Raw genomic sequence first — 16184 nt, forward strand, 5'->3', positions numbered from 1 at the left:
CACGAGCGCCGGGCTGGCGCCGACCCCTTCAGCGCTGCACGCCCCAGCGCCGCACCGTCAACCGTTCCAGCGTGTGGAAACCCAGGCTCTCCACCGCCAGGCCGATCAGGATCACCAGCACCAGGCCCGCGAACACCTTGTCGGTGTAGAGCTCGTTGCGGTTCTGAAAGATGTACCAGCCCAGGCCGCCCTTGCCCGACGACGCGCCGAACACCAGCTCGGCCGCGATCAGCGTGCGCCAGGCAAAGGCCCAGCCGATCTTCAGGCCCGACAGGATGGAGGGCAGCGCGGCCGGCACCAAAATCTGCAGCACATAGCGGATGCCGGTCAGGCCGTAGTTTCGGCCCGCCATGCGCAGCGTCTCGGGCACGGACTGGAAACCCGCATAGGTGTTGAGCGCCAGCGGCCACAGCACCGAGTGGATGAGCACGAACACCAGGCTGCCCTGCCCCAGGCCGAACCACAGCAGCGCCAGCGGCAGCAGCGCGATGGCCGGCAAGGGGTTGAACATGGAGGTCAGCGTGGACAGCAGGTCGCGCCCGAACTGGGTGGACACGGCCAGCGTGGTGAGCACGAAGGCCCCGAGGATGCCCGCGAGGTAGCCCTTGAGCAGCACCGACAGCGAGATCGCCGTCTTGCCGATCAGCTCGCCCGACGCCAGGCCCTCGACCAGCGCCTTGGCGGTCTGCAGGAAGGTGGCCAGCAGCAGGTCGTTGTCCTGCCAGCGCGCCACCACCTCCCACAGCACGGCCAGCACCGCCAGGATCACGAGCTTGCGCACCCAGGCCTGCTGCCAGATGCGCGCGGCCAGCGGCAGCGGCTGCACGGGCGCAATGCCGCCCAGCGGCTCCAGGCTGCGCTCGAACTCGGGGCGCACGGGAGGGGTCAGCAGGGAGGCGCTCATACGGAAATCTGGAAGGGCAGCGAACCCGCAGGCCGCTGTGGGGGGATGAGCGGCACACCACCACGGCGGCCGGGCGCCAGGGCTTCGGCATCGGCCTGCACCGATCCTGGCACGGCACCGGCGGCGGGTTCGTCGAACAGCAGCCGGTGGATGCGCTGGGCCGTGGCCTGGAACTCGGTACCGCCCAGGCTGTGCAGCCCGAACTGGTGGCTGTTGACCTCGGCGCGCAGCCGCCCCGGATGCGGCGAGAGGATGGCGATGCGGTTGCCCACCACCAGTGCCTCTTCGATGGAGTGCGTGACGAAGATCAGCGTGAAGCGGAACTCGTCCCACAGCGAGAGCAGTTCTTCCTGCATGCGCCGGCGCGTGAGGGCGTCGAGCGCGGCAAAGGGTTCGTCCATCAGCAGCACCTGGGGCTGCATGGCCAGCGCGCGCGCAATGGCCACGCGCTGCTTCATGCCGCCCGAGAGCTGGTGCGGGTGCACGTCGGCGAATTTCGACAGGCCCACCTTGTCGATGTACAGCGCCGCGCGCTCGGCCGCCTCCTTGCGGCCCACGCTGCGCGAGGCCAGCAGCGGGAACATCACGTTCTCGCGCACGGTCTTCCACGGCGGCAGCTGGTCGAACTCCTGGAACACCACCACGCGGTCGGGCCCGGGCCGCGTGACGGCGCGGCCATCCAGCAGGATCTGGCCCTCGCTGGGCGCGATGAAGCCGGCAATCGACTTGAGCAAGGTGGACTTGCCGCAGCCCGAGGCACCGAGCAGCACGAAGCGGTCGCCCGCAAACACGTCGAAGCCCACGCGGTGCGTGGCGCGCACCACGCGCTCGCGCGTGCGGTAGTCGATGCTCACGCCCTGCACCTGCAGCAAGGCGGCGTTGGGGCGGGTGGGCGCGGCGGAGGCACGGCCCTCGCCCATGGCCCAGCCCAGTGCCTGCGCCTCGTCCTCCAGCGCATTGCGTTCGCTCTGCAGCGGCGGCGAAAAGGGGCCCATGCGGAGGGTGTGCTCGCTCATGCCCGAGACTCTCTCAGTTGCCCGACGCCGTGTGCGCGTCTTCGAAGAAATAGTCCTTGAGCGCGGCCGGCTGGTTCTTGATGGCACCCACGCGGTGCAGGAACTGGCCCATGCCCAGCGTGTTCTCGGGACGCACCTTGAACTGCACCTCGGGGTTCTGGATGATCTTGAGCAGCAGGCCCCGGTCGGTATTGCCGCCCGACACCTTGAGGTAGATGTCGGCCGCCTTCTCGGGGTTGGCGGCGACGAACTTCGCGGCCTCGTCGAGCGCATCGACGAAGGCCTTGTAGGTCTTGGGGCTCTCGGCGCGGAATTTCTCGGTGGCGTAGAGCACGGTGGCCGATGCCGGGCCGCCCAGCACGTCGTACGAGTTGAGGACGATCTTCGCCTTCGGGTTGCCGGCCAGCTCCTGCTCCTGGAAGGGCGGGTTGCCGAAGTGGCCGGTGATCTCGGTGCCGCCCTTGATGATAGCGGCCGCCGCGTCAGGGTGCGGCAGCGCCACCTGGTTCTTGTCCAGGCGGTTGAACTCCTTGTCGCCCCAGAGCCTGGCCGAGGCCATCTGCAGCACGCGCGACTGCACCGAGACACCGACGGCCGGCAGCGCGATGCGATCCTTCTCGGTGAAGTCGGCAATGGTCTTCACGGCCGGGTTGTTGCTCACCAGGTAGTAGGGGAAGTTGCCCAGCGAGGCCACGCCCTTGACGTTCTGGCGGCCCTTGGTGCGGTCCCACAGCGTGAACAGCGGGCCCACGCCGGCACCGGCGATGTCGATGTTGCCCGACAGCAGCGCATCGTTGACGGCCGAACCGCCCGACAGCTGCAGGAACTCGACCTTGATGTCCACGCCCGCGGCCTTGCCATGCTTCTCGATGAGCTTGTTCTCCTGCGCCACGTTGAGCAGCAGGTAGACGATGCCGAACTGCTGTGCGATGCGCAATTGCCCTTCGGCTGCATGGGCCGTGGCGCTCAACCCACCGGCCAGCAGCAGGCCCGTGGCAGCGAGCCACGCGGCGGTCCTGCGGCCGAGGCTTCGGCGGTCACAACGGTGGTGGGTGGAGGTGGTCATGGAAGTCCTTCAAATCAAAAATCAAACAAAATATGGCCCCAGCGCTTATCCAACAAGCGCTGAAAGCTATCAAAAACAGAGCAAACTCAGAAAGGCAGGTCGCCTTCGATCGTGGTTCTGTACAGCTTGCGGCGTTCGGTGTCTGGCGTGCCCGCCGCCAGGTGCATGACAGACCGGTTGTCCCAGAACACCAGGTCGTGCGGCTGCCACGGGTGGCGGTAGGTGAATTCGGGGCGCACGCTGGCGGCGAACAGCTCGGCCAGCAGGGCCTGGCTTTCGTCCTCGGGCAGGCCGACGATGCGGGTGGTGAAGTGCTCGCTCACGAACAGGGCCTTGCGGCCCGTCTCGGGGTGGGTGCGCACCACGGGGTGGATGGAGGGCGCCACCTCGGCGATCTGCGCCTGGGTGAGCTTCGGGCGCCAGGGGCTCCTGGCGCGCAGCTCTTCGTACTTGGCCAGGTAGCTGTGCTCGGCCTGGAGCGGCGCGATGCGCGCCTTCAACGCTTCGGGCAGCGCATCGTAGGCGGCATGCTGGTCGGCGAACAGGGTGTCGCCGCCTTCGCCCGGCAGCTCCTGCGCGTGCAGCAGCGAGCCCAGGCTGGGCTTGTCCTTGTACGACAGGTCCGAATGCCAGTAGTGGCCCGCATCGCCCAGGCCGATGGGCTGGCCCGCAGCGTCCTTGATGTTGGAGACGATCAGGATCTCGGGGTGGTCCGCGAGCTGGAAGTTCTTGAGCACGTGGATCTGCAGCGGCCCGAACAGGCGGCTGAAGTCGATGTGCTGCTGCGGCGTGATGCGCTGGTCGCGGAACACCAGCACATGGTGGTCCAGGTGCGCGCGGTGGATGCGCGCGAAGTCCTCGCGGCCCAGCGGGCGCGACAGGTCCAGGCCCAGCACCTCGGCCCCCAGCGGGCCGGCAGAGCCCGCCACAGTGCGGATCACCAGACCTTGCGGTGGCGCGTCGCCATCGGTGGCGGAAAGGGACGGGAATGACGGAACAGCCGACATGGGAGCCTCGTGGGGAATGGGGACAGGCGTGCCCCCGAGGTCTGCACTCTAGGCCGCGTTGCTTATTCAGGGAACGAAGGTTTTCTCAGTTGTTAACAACCAAAACAGCTAACGTGCCCTGTGGCTCCCACCCGCTATGGCGCTCTGCGGCACGCACATGCCATCATCGCCACCGGGCCCACTTCCATCCTTGCCGATGCCTGCGACCTACCACCACACCGTCAGCGGCCAGCGCTGGTCGTTCTGCGACCTGCGCGAGGTGATGGCCAAGGCCACGCCCGCACGCTCGGGCGACACACTGGCTGGCATCGCGGCCGGCTCGGCGGTGGAGCGCATGGCGGCGCGCATGTGCCTGGCCGACGTGCCGCTGGCGCGCTTCCTGAACGAGGCGCTGGTGCCTTACGAGGTCGATGAGGTCACGCGCCTCATCATCGACACGCACGACGCGGCGGCTTTTGCGCCCATCGCCCACCTCACTGTGGGCGGGTTGCGCGACTGGCTATTGGCAGCTGACACGGCCACCCTGACCGCCGTGGCACCGGGCCTGACGCCCGAGATGGCGGCCGCCGTGAGCAAGCTCATGCGCAACCAGGACCTGATCGCCGTGGCGCGCAAGTGCCGCGTGGTCACGCGCTTTCGCAACACCCTCGGTCTGCCCGGCCACCTGGCCGTGCGCCTGCAGCCCAACCACCCCACGGACGACCTGCGCGGCATCGCGGCGTCGATGGTCGATGGCCTGCTGTACGGCGCGGGCGACGCGGTGATCGGCATCAACCCGGCCACGGACAGCATTGCAGCCCTCACGGGGCTGGTGCACATGCTGGACGAAGTCATCACCAAGCTGCAGATCCCCACGCAGTCGTGTGTGCTCACGCACGTGACGAACACGGTGCAGATGATCGAGCAGGGCGCGCCGGTGGACCTGGTGTTCCAGTCCATCGCCGGCACCGAAAAAGCCAACGCCGGCTTCGGCGTGAACCTGGCCTTGTTGCACGAGGCGCGCGAGGCCGCCCTGTCCCTGAAGCGCGGCACGCTGGGCAACAACGTGATGTATTTCGAGACCGGCCAGGGCAGCGCGCTGTCGGCCAACGCCCACCATGGCGTGGACCAGCAGACCTGCGAGGCCCGGGCCTACGGCGTAGCGCGTGCGTTCTCGCCGCTGCTCACCAACACGGTGGTCGGCTTCATCGGGCCAGAGTACCTGTACGACGGCAAGCAGATCATCCGCGCCGGCCTGGAAGACCATTTCTGCGGCAAGCTGCTGGGCGTGCCGCTGGGCTGCGACGTCTGCTACACCAACCATGCCGAGGCCGATTCGGACGACATGGACACGCTGATGACGCTGCTGGGCGTGGCGGGACTGACCTTCATCATGGGCGTGCCGGGGGCCGACGACATCATGCTCAACTACCAGAGCACTTCCTTCCACGACGCGCTGTACCTGCGCGAGGTGCTGGGTTTGAAACGCGCGCCCGAGTTCGAGGCCTGGCTGCAGCGCATGCACCTGGCCGATGGCACGGGCCGGCTGCTGCCCGCCGCGCAGCAGCATGCGGCCATCGCGCACCTGCGGCAGATCGGGATGCAGAGATGAGCGAGTCAGCCCCTCTCACCGGCCCTCTGCCCGACCCCTGGGACGATCTGCGAGCACACACCGCAGCGCGGCTGGCGCTGGGCCGCGCGGGCACGGCCGTCCCCACGCGCGAGTTGCTCAGCTTTGGCCTGGCCCACGCCCAGGCGCGCGATGCCGTGCACCTGCAGCTCGACGCGGACGCGTTGGCGGCGCAACTCAGGGAGTTGGGCTGCAGCACAATGCAGGTCGCCAGCGCCGCGCCCGACCGCGCCACCTACCTGCTGCGGCCCGACCTCGGCCGACGGCTTGGCGATGCGGATGCGGAGCGGCTGCGCGGTCTGGGAGACGGCCACACACGCTGCGACCTGCTTGTGGTCGTGGCCGACGGGCTCTCGTCCGTGGCCGTCGAGCGCAACGCCGTGCCCCTTGTGGAAACCATCGTGCGCACCGCGCCGCAGGGCTGGCGGATCGGCCCGGTGGTCGTCGCCACCCAGGGCCGCGTGGCGCTGGGCGACGAGGTGGGCGCGCTGCTGGGCGCACGCCTGGTGGCGGTGCTGATCGGCGAACGCCCGGGCCTGAGCTCGCCCGACAGCCTGGGCATCTACCTCACCTGGCACCCGCAGGTGGGCCGCAGCGATGCCGAGCGCAATTGCATCTCCAACGTGCGGGCCGAGGGGCTGGCGCCGTCGGCTGCCGCAGCACGCCTGTGGTGGCTGTGCCAGGAGGCCCGGCGCCTGGCCCTGACGGGCGTGGGCCTGAAGGACCGCAGTGATGGCGTGGTGGTGGGGAGCGCGACAGGCAAGGTGTTGCCCGGCGGGCCCGCCACGGCCTGACTACAGCCGGTGCGACCGGTCCCCGTGCACGAACCCCACGGGCTCCCACGCCTCGCCCGCGCCGAGGGCCAGCACCTTGAACAGCTCGCCCATTTCATGCTCCATGATCAATTTGGCCGCTATCGCCCGCTGTGCTTGCGGTAGTTGCTCCATTTCTTGCAGCAACCCGCAGTTGATGAGGAAGTGCGCCTGCGTGGTGTAGCCCAGCACGTTCAACCCGGCCTCCTGCGCGGCCAGGGCCATGGCGGTGAAGTTGACATGGGCGGTGATGTCCTTGCGCCCCACTTCCACCAACGGGTCGCCATCGGCCTGGTGGCCCTGGTGGCACATCACCGTGCCCATGTGGCGCTGGGGGTGGTAGTACTCGCTCTCGCCAAAACCGTAGTCCAGCAGGAAGGCCGCGCCGCGCGTGAGCCGGTCGGCCAGCGTGCGGATGAAGCCCTCGCCCTGGGCGTGGATCTCGGTCAGGTAGTCCTGCGGGCCGTCGATGTCGACGGGCGGGCGCAGGCCGGTGGGGTGGTCGGCCCAGGCAAAGCTGCCGTCAGCCTGCACCACCACGCCGCGCTCGTGCCACGCCCCATTCTGCTGGCCACCGTGGCGGGCGAGCAGCTGCACGGGCATGGCATCGAGCACTTCGTTGCCCACCACCACGCCGCTGAATTGGTCGGGCAGTGCATCCACCCAGCGCAGCTTGTCGGCATGCGCCACCAGCTTGGCCTGCTGGCGGGCCCGCAGGCTGCCCGACAGATCGACGATGGTGTAGCGCCGCACCTGGTCGCCCAGGGCATCCAGCAGTTGCAGCGCCAGCGCGCCTGAGCCCGCGCCAAACTCCCACACCTCGGAGGTACCAGTCTGCGCCAGGGCCTCGCCCACCTGCACGGCCAGCGCCTGGCCGAACAGCGGGGTCATCTCAGGTGCGGTGACGAAGTCGCTGCCGGACTCGGGCATGGCGCCGAACTTGGTGGAATCGTTGGCGTAATAGCCCAGGCCCGGGGTGTACAGGGCCAGCGCCATGAAGCGGTCAAAACCCAGCCATCCACCCTCGGCGGCAATGGCCTGGGCAATGTGCTGGTGCAGGGCGGTCGTTAAACTGTCGGGTCTTTGGGTCACGGCCCGCATTGTCTCCCACCCCACATGTCTCACCCCGCCCCCGCACGCACCGTTCTGGTCACAGGCGCCGCCAAGCGCCTGGGCCGCAGCATTGCGCTGGCCCTGGCGGCGGGGGGCTGGCAGGTGGCGGTGCACTACCGTTCATCCAAGCAGGATGCTATCGATACCGTAGCTGCTTGCGCACAACTGACAAGCGCCAGCGCCCATTTTGACGCTGATTTCGAGGACGAGGCCGCCGTGCGTGGCCTGCTGCCCCGCGTGGTGGCGCACTTTGGCGGCGTGGATGCGGTGGTCAACAGCGCCTCGCTGTTCGAGCACGACAACGCCGCCACCTTTGGCTTTGCCGCGCTCGAAAAGCACCTGCGCAGCAACACCGCCGCCCCCGTGCTGCTGGCCCAGACGCTGCACCAGCACGTGGCCGACCGCGTTGCCAAGGGCGAGGCCGACGCGCAGGGCGCCGTGGTCAACCTGCTGGACCAGAAGCTCTGGAACCAGAACCCCGACTTCGTGAGCTACACGCTGTCCAAGGCGGCGCTCGAAGCCGCCGGCACCATGCTGGCGCTGGCCCTGGCACCGCGGGTGCGCGTGGTCGGCGTGGCGCCCGGCCTCACGATCACGAGCCACATGCTGGCGCAGGAAAAGTTCCAGCAGCTGCATGCGCTGAGCCCGCTGGGCCGATCGTCCACGGCCGAGGACGTGGCCGCGACCGTGAAATTCGCGCTGGAGAACCGCTCGATCACCGGCACCACGCTGCTGGTCGACGGCGGCCAGCACCTGATGAAGTTCGAGCGCGACTTCTCCATGATGTGAGCACATGCTCACGCAGAAAGCATCCATCCATGAACAACGCCGCTGGCACCCAGATCCTCACGCTCACCGGACTGCGCTTTGACGCCAACCTGGGCATCCTGTCGCATGAGAAGACGACGCCGCAGCCCATCCAGGTGGATGCCGAGCTGAGCCTGGGCGTGCAGCCGCTCACGCCGCGCGACGACGACATCCTGCATGTACTGGACTACCGCAAGGTGCGCCAGATCATCATCGACGAATGCCGGGCCGAACATGTGAACCTGCTCGAGAGCCTGATCGGCAAGCTGGCCCACCGCCTCATGCAGCTGCCCGGCGTGCTGGGCGTGCGCGTGAAGATCGCCAAGCTGGAGATTTTTGATGACTGCGAAGTGGCGATTCGCGTAGAGACAGGACAGTGGTGAGGTGACCCCATGAGCGCAGCAACGATGACGATGACGACAGCAACTCACCCCGGTGCCCAGACCCGGCCGGGTTCCACCTGGGCCATGGCGGACGTGCCCGAGGCCGCCGCGCCCGCGGTGCCAGAGGCCGGCGCTCCGGCACGACTGAAGATCGAGCGCGAAACCCACAAGCTCGAGAAGCGCCTGTGCCGCGAGGTCGGCAAGGCCATCGTCGACTTCAACATGATCGAGGAAGGCGACAAGGTGATGGTCTGCATGTCCGGCGGCAAGGACAGCTATGCCCTGCTCGACATCCTGCTCAAGCTCAAGGCGCGGGCGCCCATCCATTTCGACCTGGTGGCCGTCAACCTCGACCAGAAGCAGCCCGGCTTTCCCGAGCACGTGCTGCCCGAGTACCTCCGGAGCACCGGCGTGCCGTTCCACATCGAGAACGAGGACACGTACAGCATCGTCAAGCGCCTGATCCCCGAGGGCAAGACCACCTGCAGCCTGTGCAGCCGCCTGCGCCGGGGCATCCTGTACCGCGTGGCCGACGAGCTGGGCTGCACCAAGATCGCGCTGGGCCACCACCGCGACGACATCCTGCAGACCCTGCTGCTCAACATGTTCTTTGGCGGCAAGATGAAGAGCATGCCCCCCAAGCTGGTGAGCGACGATGGCAGGCACGTGGTGATCCGCCCGCTGGCCTACGTGGCCGAGAAGGACACCGCCCGCTGGGCCGCGCACCGCGACTTCCCCATCATCCCCTGCAACCTGTGCGGCAGCCAGGAGAACCTGCAGCGCAAGCAGGTGGGCGAGATGCTGCGCGAGTGGGAGAAAAAATTCCCCGGCCGCGTGGAGAACATGTTCAACGCCCTGCAGAACGTGGTGCCCTCGCACCTGCTCGACGGCGGCCTGTACGACTTCAAGAATGCCAAGGCCACGGGCGTGGCGAACGAGGACGGCGACAAGGCCTTCGACAAGGAGGAGTTCTCGGCGCCGTCGCCCTCGCTGCCGGGTGTGCAGGTGGTCCAGCTGTCGTGAACCTCCCGGGTGCCGCAGCACTCTGACGGGAATCCCTTTTCCTTCCGCCCAGGAGGCTTCACCATGACGCGCCGATGGATTTCCACCCTGTTCCTGCATGCGGCCGCGGCCGCCCTGATGGGCTGCAGCAGCGCCCCCCGGATCGTCGAGGGCCAGGTGCAGAGCTTTTCCACCCTGGCGGCCCTGCCCACGCCCGCCACCTACCGCATCGAGCGCCTGCCATCGCAACAGACGCCGTCGTTCGACCCGATCGCCACCCTGGCTGACCAGGCGCTGGCGCGCGCGGGCCTGCAGCGCGACGAGACCGCCCCCCGGCTGCTCGTGCAGATCGGCGCCCACGCCGACGCCGTGCCGCGCCACGACCCCTTCCGTCCGTACGGCCCCTACGGCCCCTATCCCTGGGGTTTTGGCGGCTGGTACGGCCGGGGCTGGGGCATGCAGGGCGCCTGGCGGTTCAGCGAACCCACGCCCCTGCACCGCCGCGCGGTCAGCATCGTGCTGCGCGACGCGGCCACGCAGGCCGTGGTGTACGAGACCTCCGCCGTGCACGAGGACGTGTGGGTGAGCGACCCTGCCGTCTATGGCGTGCTGTTCGATGCCGCGCTCAACGGATTCCCCAAGCCGCCCGGCGGGGTACGCCAGGTGCGGCTGCCGCTGGCGCCGCCCGCGCCCTGAAGAACGCTCACCAACCACTGTTTCGTTTCCGCCCGCCCGCCCACACACACCGCCACCTGCATGCACGCCACCCGCATCGTCGCCATCCGCCACGGCGAAACCGCCTGGAATGTGGACACCCGCATCCAGGGCCACCTGGACATCCCCCTCAACGACACCGGCCTGTGGCAGGCCGACCAGGTCGCCCGCGCCCTGGCGGGCGAGCCGATCGCCGCCATCTATACCAGCGACCTGCAGCGCGCCCACGCCACGGCCCAGGCCGTGGCCCGCGCCACCGGTGCGCCCCTCACGGCGGAGCCCGGCCTGCGCGAGCGCAGTTTCGGGCATTTCCAGGGGCGCACCTTCGCGCAGATCGAGGCCGAGCTGCCCGAAGATGCCCTGCGCTGGCGCAAGCGCGATCCGCACTACACGCCCGAGGGCGGCGAATCGCTGGTGGCGCTGCGCGAGCGCATCGAGCGCACCGTGACGGCCCTGGCCCAGCAGCATGTGGGCGAGCAGGTGGTGATGGTGGCGCACGGCGGTGTGCTGGACGTGCTGTACCGCCTGGCCACCCGCCAGGACATCCAGGCGCCGCGCACCTGGCAACTCTCCAACGCGGCCATCAACCGGCTGCTGTGGACCCCGGATGGCCTGACCCTCGTGGGTTGGGCCGACACCCAGCACCTGGACAACGCAGCGCGCGATGAAACCCATTCCTGACGCCCTCCAGGCCACCGTCGGCCTGCGGGTGGACCTGATCGATACCCCTTCCCTCGTCATCGACCTGGACGCCATGGACCGCAACATCCAGCGGATGGCCGACTTCGCGCGCAAGCACCAGGTGCGCTGGCGCCCCCATGCCAAGCTGCACAAGAGCGCCGAACTTGCGCTGCAGCTGCAGCGCGCGGGCGCCCAGGGGGCGTGCGTGCAGAAGGTCGCCGAGGCCGAGGCCCTGGCGGCGGGCGGCGTGGACGACATCACCATCACCAACCAGGTCATCGCCATGCCCAAGCTGCACCGCGTGGCACGGCTGGCGGCCCTGCTGGCGGCACGGGGGGGCCGCCTGGGCCTGGCGGTGGATCACCTGGAGGGCATCGAACGCCTGAACGAGGCGATGGCGCAATCCGGCAGCGACGCGGGCATCGACGTGCTGGTCGAGATCGACGTCGGCCAGGGCCGCTGCGGCGTGCCGCCGGGCGAGGCCGCCGTGCCGCTGGCACTGGCCGTGGCGCGCAGCCCCCGCCTGCGTTTTGCGGGGCTGCAGGCCTACCACGGACGTGCCCAGCACCTGGCCAGCACGGTGGGCCGCAGGGAGGCCATCGCCGCCGTGGTGCGCGCCGCGGAACACACGCGCCAGCTGATCGAGGCCGCCGGCGTGCCCGTGCCGCTGGTCACGGGCTCGGGCACCGGCACGCTGGTGCACGAGGCGGCCAGCGGGGTGTTCGGCGAGCTTCAGGCGGGATCCTTCCTGTTCATGGACGCCGACTACGCGCGCAACGAACGCGAACCCGCGCAGCCCCCGTTCGAGCACGCGCTTTTCATCAAGACCCAGGTGGTATCGGTGCGCGACACCCATGCGGTGTGCGACGCGGGCCACAAGAGCCACGCCATCGACTCCGGCCTGCCCACCGTGGCCCTGCTGCCCCCGGACCGCGCGCTGCGCTTTTCCAATGGAGGCGACGAACACGGCGTGCTCCACGCCGATGGCCCCAAGGCCCGCCTCCCCGCGCTGGGCCGCATGCTGTGGCTCATCCCGGGGCACTGCGACCCCACGGTGAACCTGCACGACTTCATGACCGGGGTGCGCGGCGGCCTGGCCGCGGGCGTGGTCGAGCGCATCATCAGGGTTGATGCCAGAGGCGCATTGACCTGATTGGGGCAAGAATGCTGCGGCATGAGCGCCGCACCGGGCCGCGCCAGCCAGCTCGCACCGCAATGCGCAGCACCGAGGGAATCCAGTGAGCCCCAGCCAGATCATCGTTCTCGCCACCCCCGTCTTCTTCCTGCTGATCGTCATCGAGCTGGTGGTGGGCTACCGGCGCCGGCGCAATACCTACCGGCTGGCCGACGCGGTCAGCAGCATCAGCCTGGGGATGCTCAGCCAGACGAGCGCCGTGTTCACGCGGCTCTTGCGCATCGGCATCTACACCGCCCTGTTCGAGCACGTGGCCCTGTGGCGCAACGACGCGTTCTGGACCAGCCTGCCCGGCTGGCTGCTGGCGCTGGTGTTCTACGACCTGTGCTACTACTGGCTGCACCGCATGGGGCACGAGTCGGCGGTGCTGTGGGCGGCGCATGCCGTGCACCACCAGAGCCAGGACTACAACCTGTCCACCGCGCTGCGCCAGACCAGCTCGGGCGCGCTGCTGGGCTGGATCTTCTATGTGCCCATGGCGCTGGCGGGCGTGCCGCCGCTGGTGTTTGCGGTGGTGGCGCTCATCGACCTGCTCTACCAGTTCTGGGTGCACACCGAGCAGGTGGGGCGCCTGGGCTGGTTCGACCGCTGGTTCTGCAGCCCCAGCAACCACCGCGTGCACCATGCGGTGAACGACGCCTATCTCGACAAGAACTACGGCGGCATCCTCATCGTGTGGGACCGCCTGTTCGGCACCTTCAAGGACGAAGACGACCAGGACCGCTGCGTGTACGGCACGCGCGGCCTGCTCAACAGCTGGGACCCGCTGTGGGCCAATGCCCAGGTGTACGCGGGCCTGGCGCATGACAGCTGGCATGCGCGCAGTTGGGCCGACAAGCTCCGGGTGTGGTTCAAGCCCCCGGGCTGGCGGCCCGCCGATGTGGCAGAGCGTTTTCCCAAGCCCCCCTTCAGCATGGCGCAGATGCAGCTGTACCACCCGCCGATGGCACGCGCGATGCAGTGGTTCGCGCTGGTGCAGTTCGCGCTGCTGCTCACGGGGGTGGCGGCCTTTCTGTGGCAGGCCGACAGCGCGCCGCTGGCCAGGAACGCCGTCTGGTTCGCCACGCTGTTGGTCGCGCAGTGGGCGCTGGGCGCGGTGATGCAGGGGCGCATCGGCATGCTGATGGCCCTGGTGCTGCAAAGCGGCGCGCTCGCCACGGCCACCAGCGCGCTGGGGTTCGTGCAGTGGCACTGGGTGTTCAAGCCGCTGACCGTGGTGATTGCTATTGTCTTGGTAGCTGCCAGCGCTTACCAGTCAAGCGACAGGGGCAGATTTGGATCAAAAACCCTGGCACTGCTGGGTGCCGCGCTGGCGGGGTCGCTGGCGGGCGATGTGTTTCTGATGTTCGAGGGCTTTTTCATCCCCGGACTGGTGAGCTTCCTGGTGGCCCATCTGTTCTATGTGGCGCTGTTCAAGAACGGCCAGCGGTGGTTTCCGCACCGCGGCGCGCTGGCGGGCACGCTCGGTGTCGGCGTGGCGATGTATGCCTTTCTGTGGATGGGCGGGTTGCCCGCCGCGCTGCGGGGGCCGGTGGCAGCCTATGTGCTGGTGATTGCACTGATGGCCGCGCAGGCCATCGGGCGGGCCAGCGTGCTGCGCGATGGAGCGTCGGTGCTGGTGGCGGTGGGGGCGGTGTTCTTCATGCTCAGCGATTCCCTGCTGGCCACCCACCGCTTCGTGCAGCCCCTGCCGTGGTCGCAGGTGTGGGTGCTGGGCACCTACTACGTGGCGCAGGCGTGCATCGTGGCGGGGGTGCTGAAGGCGTTGCTGGTGCCTGCGCTCGAGGCCACGGCGCCTGACAGCCCGCCGGTCGTTGTTGCTTCTGTTCCTGTCGTGGCTAATGCGACCACGTGCGGGCCAGCGCTGCGGCCGGAATGTACGCCGCACCCGCAATGAACAGCACACCGGCGAGGGTGAACGAGCCGGCGCTCAGCAACCACAGCAGGGTGTCGGCGTTGTACCAGCCAGGCCGCGCCTGCAGCAGGGCGGCCATGGCCGCTTCCTGCACGGCAATCAAGCCCCGCCCAGCGGTGTAGTGGTACACGGCGCCTCCCAGGGCCCAGAAGCCGGTCAGCACCAGCGCCAGGCCATAGAAGGCGTACCCGGTGCGCCACCGCTTGGTGGAGCCTGCCGTGCACCACACCCCCAGGCAACCGGCCAGCACCGCACCGGCCACCAGCCAGGCCTGCAGGCGGTCGCTGGCCACCGGCAGCAGCCAATGCCAAGCCCAGGGCAAGGGCGCCAACAGCCATTCCGATTGCGCGGCCAGCCCCGGCCAGCGCTGCGCAGGCAGGTCCATGGAGAAGCGCGGCCTGTCCACCATCCACAGCACAAAGGTCACCGGCACCAGCACGGCGAACAGGATGTAGGCGCTGGCACGCCACACCAGCAGGCGGTGCGACCACGCGGCGGTCGTCCTGCCCCGCTTGTGGCCGTCGATCAGGTGCAGTGCCAGGCCTGCCACCAGTGCGGCCTCGGCCACCGCCGCGCACACGGCGACGCGGCCGCGCAGGTCGGCAAAGCCTTCCAGCACAAAGATGGACAGCTGACCATAGATGAGCGCGCCCAGCGCATGCAATGCGACCGTGCCCGCCAGCAAGGCCACGGCGCAGGACCGCAGGAACTGTTGCTCGGGCACGGTCACGGGTCCGTCCGACCCCGCCCAGCCCCGCGCAGCGCGCGTCCGGGCCTCGGCGCGCAGCTGGCGGCGTCGGTCGCTCTTCTTGGGATGCTTGCGCGGTGTTGCCATGGCGGTGCTGCGCGGCCTGGGCGGCGGCGGACGTGAAGGTCGGTAAGAGGCTTCTCAGGCGCCAAACAACCCCGGAGCCCCGGCGCTGGGCGGCGCCACCCCCAGGTGCCGGAATGCCGCCAGCGTGGCGATGCGCCCGCGCGGCGTACGCTGCAAAAAACCTTGCTGGATGAGATAGGGCTCGATCACGTCCTCGATGGTGCCGGCCTCTTCGCCAATGCTGGCGGCGATGTTGTCCAGGCCCACGGGACCGCCGTCAAAGCGGTGGATCACGGCTTCGAGCAGCTTGCGGTCCATCACGTCAAAGCCCTGCGGGTCCACGTCCAGCATGGCCAGCGCCTTGTCGGCAATGCCTTTGGTGATGCGGCCGTCACCCTTGACCTCGGCATAGTCGCGCACGCGGCGCAGCAGCCGGTTGGCGATGCGCGGCGTGCCGCGCGAGCGGCGGGCGATCTCGAAACCGCCTTCGTCGTCCATGGGCGCGTTGAGCAAGCCAGCGCTGCGCTTGACGATGCGCGCCAGCTCTTCGGATGTGTAGAACTCCAGCCGCGCCACGATGCCGAAGCGGTCGCGCAGCGGGTTGGTCAACATGCCCGCGCGCGTGGTGGCGCCCACCAGGGTGAAGGGCTGCAGGTCGAGCTTGATGCTGCGCGCCGCGGGCCCTTCGCCGATCATGATGTCGATCTGGTAGTCCTCGAGCGCGGGGTAGAGGATTTCCTCGACCACGGGCGAGAGGCGGTGGATCTCGTCGATGAAGAGAACGTCGTTCTTCTCCAGGTTGGTGAGCAGCGCCGCCAGGTCCTTGGGCTTTTCAAGCACGGGGCCGCTGGTCTGGCGCAGGTTCACGCCCAGTTCGGCCGCGATGATGTGGCTGAGCGTGGTCTTGCCCAGCCCCGGCGGGCCAAACAGCAGGACATGGTCAAGCGCCTCGCCGCGCTTCTTCGCCGCGCCGATGAAGATCTCGAGCTGCTCGCGCGCCTTGGCCTGGCCCACATACTCCTGCAGGAGCTTGGGGCGCAGGGCGCGTTCAATGGCTTCTTCCTGAGGCGATGCGGGCGCGGCGGAGATCACGCGTTTGGAGGGCGCAGGGGCGAAATCGTCGGTCTGGATGGTCATCTTTTTGTG

At 68.7% G+C, this 16184-nt stretch carries 16 protein-coding genes; 9 read left to right on the forward strand and 7 right to left on the reverse strand.

Annotated features, from left to right (window positions below; translation table 11 throughout):
* Positions 1-28 precede the first annotated feature (28 nt).
* The 4 genes from AC1RVY_RS05765 to AC1RVY_RS05780 form a co-directional block, all read right to left on the reverse strand.
* Positions 29-904, reverse strand: a complete 876-nt coding sequence (locus tag AC1RVY_RS05765; protein ID WP_492805716.1) for an ABC transporter permease — start codon at positions 902-904, stop codon at positions 29-31.
* Positions 901-1920 carry an ABC transporter ATP-binding protein gene (locus AC1RVY_RS05770; protein WP_492805718.1) on the reverse strand — a complete coding sequence of 340 codons (1020 nt, stop codon included), beginning with the start codon at positions 1918-1920 and terminating at the stop codon, positions 901-903. The genes AC1RVY_RS05765 and AC1RVY_RS05770 overlap by 4 nt, the downstream gene beginning before the upstream one ends.
* A 13-nt stretch (positions 1921-1933) precedes the next feature.
* Positions 1934-2986, reverse strand: a complete 1053-nt coding sequence (locus AC1RVY_RS05775; RefSeq protein WP_492805720.1) for an ABC transporter substrate-binding protein — start codon at positions 2984-2986, stop codon at positions 1934-1936.
* Between the two features lie 86 nt (positions 2987-3072).
* Positions 3073-3993, reverse strand: coding sequence for a TauD/TfdA dioxygenase family protein (locus AC1RVY_RS05780; protein ID WP_218340549.1), 921 nt, complete (start codon positions 3991-3993; stop codon positions 3073-3075).
* Positions 3994-4189: 196 nt separating this feature from the next.
* Here AC1RVY_RS05780 and AC1RVY_RS05785 point away from each other — a divergent pair, with 196 nt between their 5' ends.
* Together AC1RVY_RS05785 and eutC are read left to right on the forward strand one after the other, a co-directional pair.
* Positions 4190-5584: an ethanolamine ammonia-lyase subunit EutB gene (locus tag AC1RVY_RS05785; protein WP_492805722.1), complete on the forward strand. Its 1395-nt coding sequence runs from the start codon at positions 4190-4192 to the stop codon at positions 5582-5584.
* On the forward strand, positions 5581-6396 hold the full coding sequence (gene eutC / locus AC1RVY_RS05790; RefSeq protein WP_492805724.1) for an ethanolamine ammonia-lyase subunit EutC: 816 nt from the start codon (positions 5581-5583) through the stop codon (positions 6394-6396). Before AC1RVY_RS05785 ends, eutC begins: the two co-directional genes overlap by 4 nt.
* Here the strand turns inward: eutC and AC1RVY_RS05795 are convergent, their stop codons facing one another.
* Positions 6397-7515, reverse strand: a complete 1119-nt coding sequence (locus AC1RVY_RS05795; protein ID WP_492805725.1) for a class I SAM-dependent methyltransferase — start codon at positions 7513-7515, stop codon at positions 6397-6399.
* 15 nt (positions 7516-7530) lie between these two features.
* Between AC1RVY_RS05795 and AC1RVY_RS05800 the strand changes: the two genes are divergently transcribed.
* The 7 genes from AC1RVY_RS05800 (at position 7531) to AC1RVY_RS05830 (ending at position 14206) form a co-directional block, all read left to right on the forward strand.
* Entirely contained in the window at positions 7531-8316 is a 786-nt protein-coding gene (locus AC1RVY_RS05800) for an SDR family oxidoreductase (RefSeq protein WP_492805726.1), read from the forward strand.
* Between the two features lie 29 nt (positions 8317-8345).
* Complete coding sequence (locus AC1RVY_RS05805) at positions 8346-8717, forward strand: dihydroneopterin aldolase (protein WP_218293118.1); 372 nt, start codon at positions 8346-8348, stop codon at positions 8715-8717.
* An 84-nt stretch (positions 8718-8801) separates the two neighbouring features.
* On the forward strand, positions 8802-9740 hold the full coding sequence (gene ttcA, locus AC1RVY_RS05810) for a tRNA 2-thiocytidine(32) synthetase TtcA (protein ID WP_218340614.1): 939 nt from the start codon (positions 8802-8804) through the stop codon (positions 9738-9740).
* 63 nt (positions 9741-9803) lie between these two features.
* The gene (locus AC1RVY_RS05815) at positions 9804-10415 is read left to right on the forward strand and encodes a DUF4136 domain-containing protein (protein WP_369641318.1); all 612 of its coding nucleotides are present in this window, start codon (positions 9804-9806) and stop codon (positions 10413-10415) included.
* Between the two features lie 60 nt (positions 10416-10475).
* Entirely contained in the window at positions 10476-11114 is a 639-nt protein-coding gene (locus AC1RVY_RS05820) for a histidine phosphatase family protein (protein WP_218340554.1), read from the forward strand.
* A complete protein-coding gene (locus tag AC1RVY_RS05825; protein WP_218293113.1) occupies positions 11098-12267 on the forward strand; it encodes a DSD1 family PLP-dependent enzyme in 1170 nt (389 codons plus the stop codon). Before AC1RVY_RS05820 ends, AC1RVY_RS05825 begins: the two co-directional genes overlap by 17 nt.
* Before the next feature lie 85 nt (positions 12268-12352).
* A complete protein-coding gene (locus AC1RVY_RS05830; RefSeq protein WP_492805728.1) occupies positions 12353-14206 on the forward strand; it encodes a lysoplasmalogenase family protein in 1854 nt (617 codons plus the stop codon).
* Here the strand turns inward: AC1RVY_RS05830 and AC1RVY_RS05835 are convergent.
* Together AC1RVY_RS05835 and ruvB are read right to left on the reverse strand one after the other, a co-directional pair.
* Complete coding sequence (locus AC1RVY_RS05835; RefSeq protein WP_492805729.1) at positions 14148-15059, reverse strand: hypothetical protein; 912 nt, start codon at positions 15057-15059, stop codon at positions 14148-14150. The genes AC1RVY_RS05830 and AC1RVY_RS05835 overlap by 59 nt on opposite strands.
* 54 nt (positions 15060-15113) lie before the next feature.
* On the reverse strand, positions 15114-16175 hold the full coding sequence (gene ruvB, locus AC1RVY_RS05840; RefSeq protein ID WP_218293110.1) for a Holliday junction branch migration DNA helicase RuvB: 1062 nt from the start codon (positions 16173-16175) through the stop codon (positions 15114-15116).
* Positions 16176-16184 lie beyond the last annotated feature (9 nt).

Source organism: Acidovorax sp. GW821-FHT11A03 (genome assembly GCF_058809075.1).

Coding starts and splice junctions, on each gene's coding strand:
- AC1RVY_RS05780 (WP_218340549.1), bottom strand. CDS start 3,993: ATGTCGGCTGTTCCGTCATTCCCGTCCCTTTCCGCCACCGATGGCGAC.
- AC1RVY_RS05825 (WP_218293113.1), top strand. CDS start 11,098: ATGAAACCCATTCCTGACGCCCTCCAGGCCACCGTCGGCCTGCGGGTG.
- AC1RVY_RS05820 (WP_218340554.1), top strand. CDS start 10,476: ATGCACGCCACCCGCATCGTCGCCATCCGCCACGGCGAAACCGCCTGG.
- AC1RVY_RS05795 (WP_492805725.1), bottom strand. CDS start 7,515: ATGCGGGCCGTGACCCAAAGACCCGACAGTTTAACGACCGCCCTGCAC.
- AC1RVY_RS05770 (WP_492805718.1), bottom strand. CDS start 1,920: ATGAGCGAGCACACCCTCCGCATGGGCCCCTTTTCGCCGCCGCTGCAG.
- eutC (WP_492805724.1), top strand. CDS start 5,581: ATGAGCGAGTCAGCCCCTCTCACCGGCCCTCTGCCCGACCCCTGGGAC.
- AC1RVY_RS05765 (WP_492805716.1), bottom strand. CDS start 904: ATGAGCGCCTCCCTGCTGACCCCTCCCGTGCGCCCCGAGTTCGAGCGC.
- AC1RVY_RS05775 (WP_492805720.1), bottom strand. CDS start 2,986: ATGACCACCTCCACCCACCACCGTTGTGACCGCCGAAGCCTCGGCCGC.
- ttcA (WP_218340614.1), top strand. CDS start 8,802: ATGGCGGACGTGCCCGAGGCCGCCGCGCCCGCGGTGCCAGAGGCCGGC.
- AC1RVY_RS05815 (WP_369641318.1), top strand. CDS start 9,804: ATGACGCGCCGATGGATTTCCACCCTGTTCCTGCATGCGGCCGCGGCC.
- AC1RVY_RS05800 (WP_492805726.1), top strand. CDS start 7,531: ATGTCTCACCCCGCCCCCGCACGCACCGTTCTGGTCACAGGCGCCGCC.
- AC1RVY_RS05785 (WP_492805722.1), top strand. CDS start 4,190: ATGCCTGCGACCTACCACCACACCGTCAGCGGCCAGCGCTGGTCGTTC.
- AC1RVY_RS05835 (WP_492805729.1), bottom strand. CDS start 15,059: ATGGCAACACCGCGCAAGCATCCCAAGAAGAGCGACCGACGCCGCCAG.
- AC1RVY_RS05805 (WP_218293118.1), top strand. CDS start 8,346: ATGAACAACGCCGCTGGCACCCAGATCCTCACGCTCACCGGACTGCGC.
- ruvB (WP_218293110.1), bottom strand. CDS start 16,175: ATGACCATCCAGACCGACGATTTCGCCCCTGCGCCCTCCAAACGCGTG.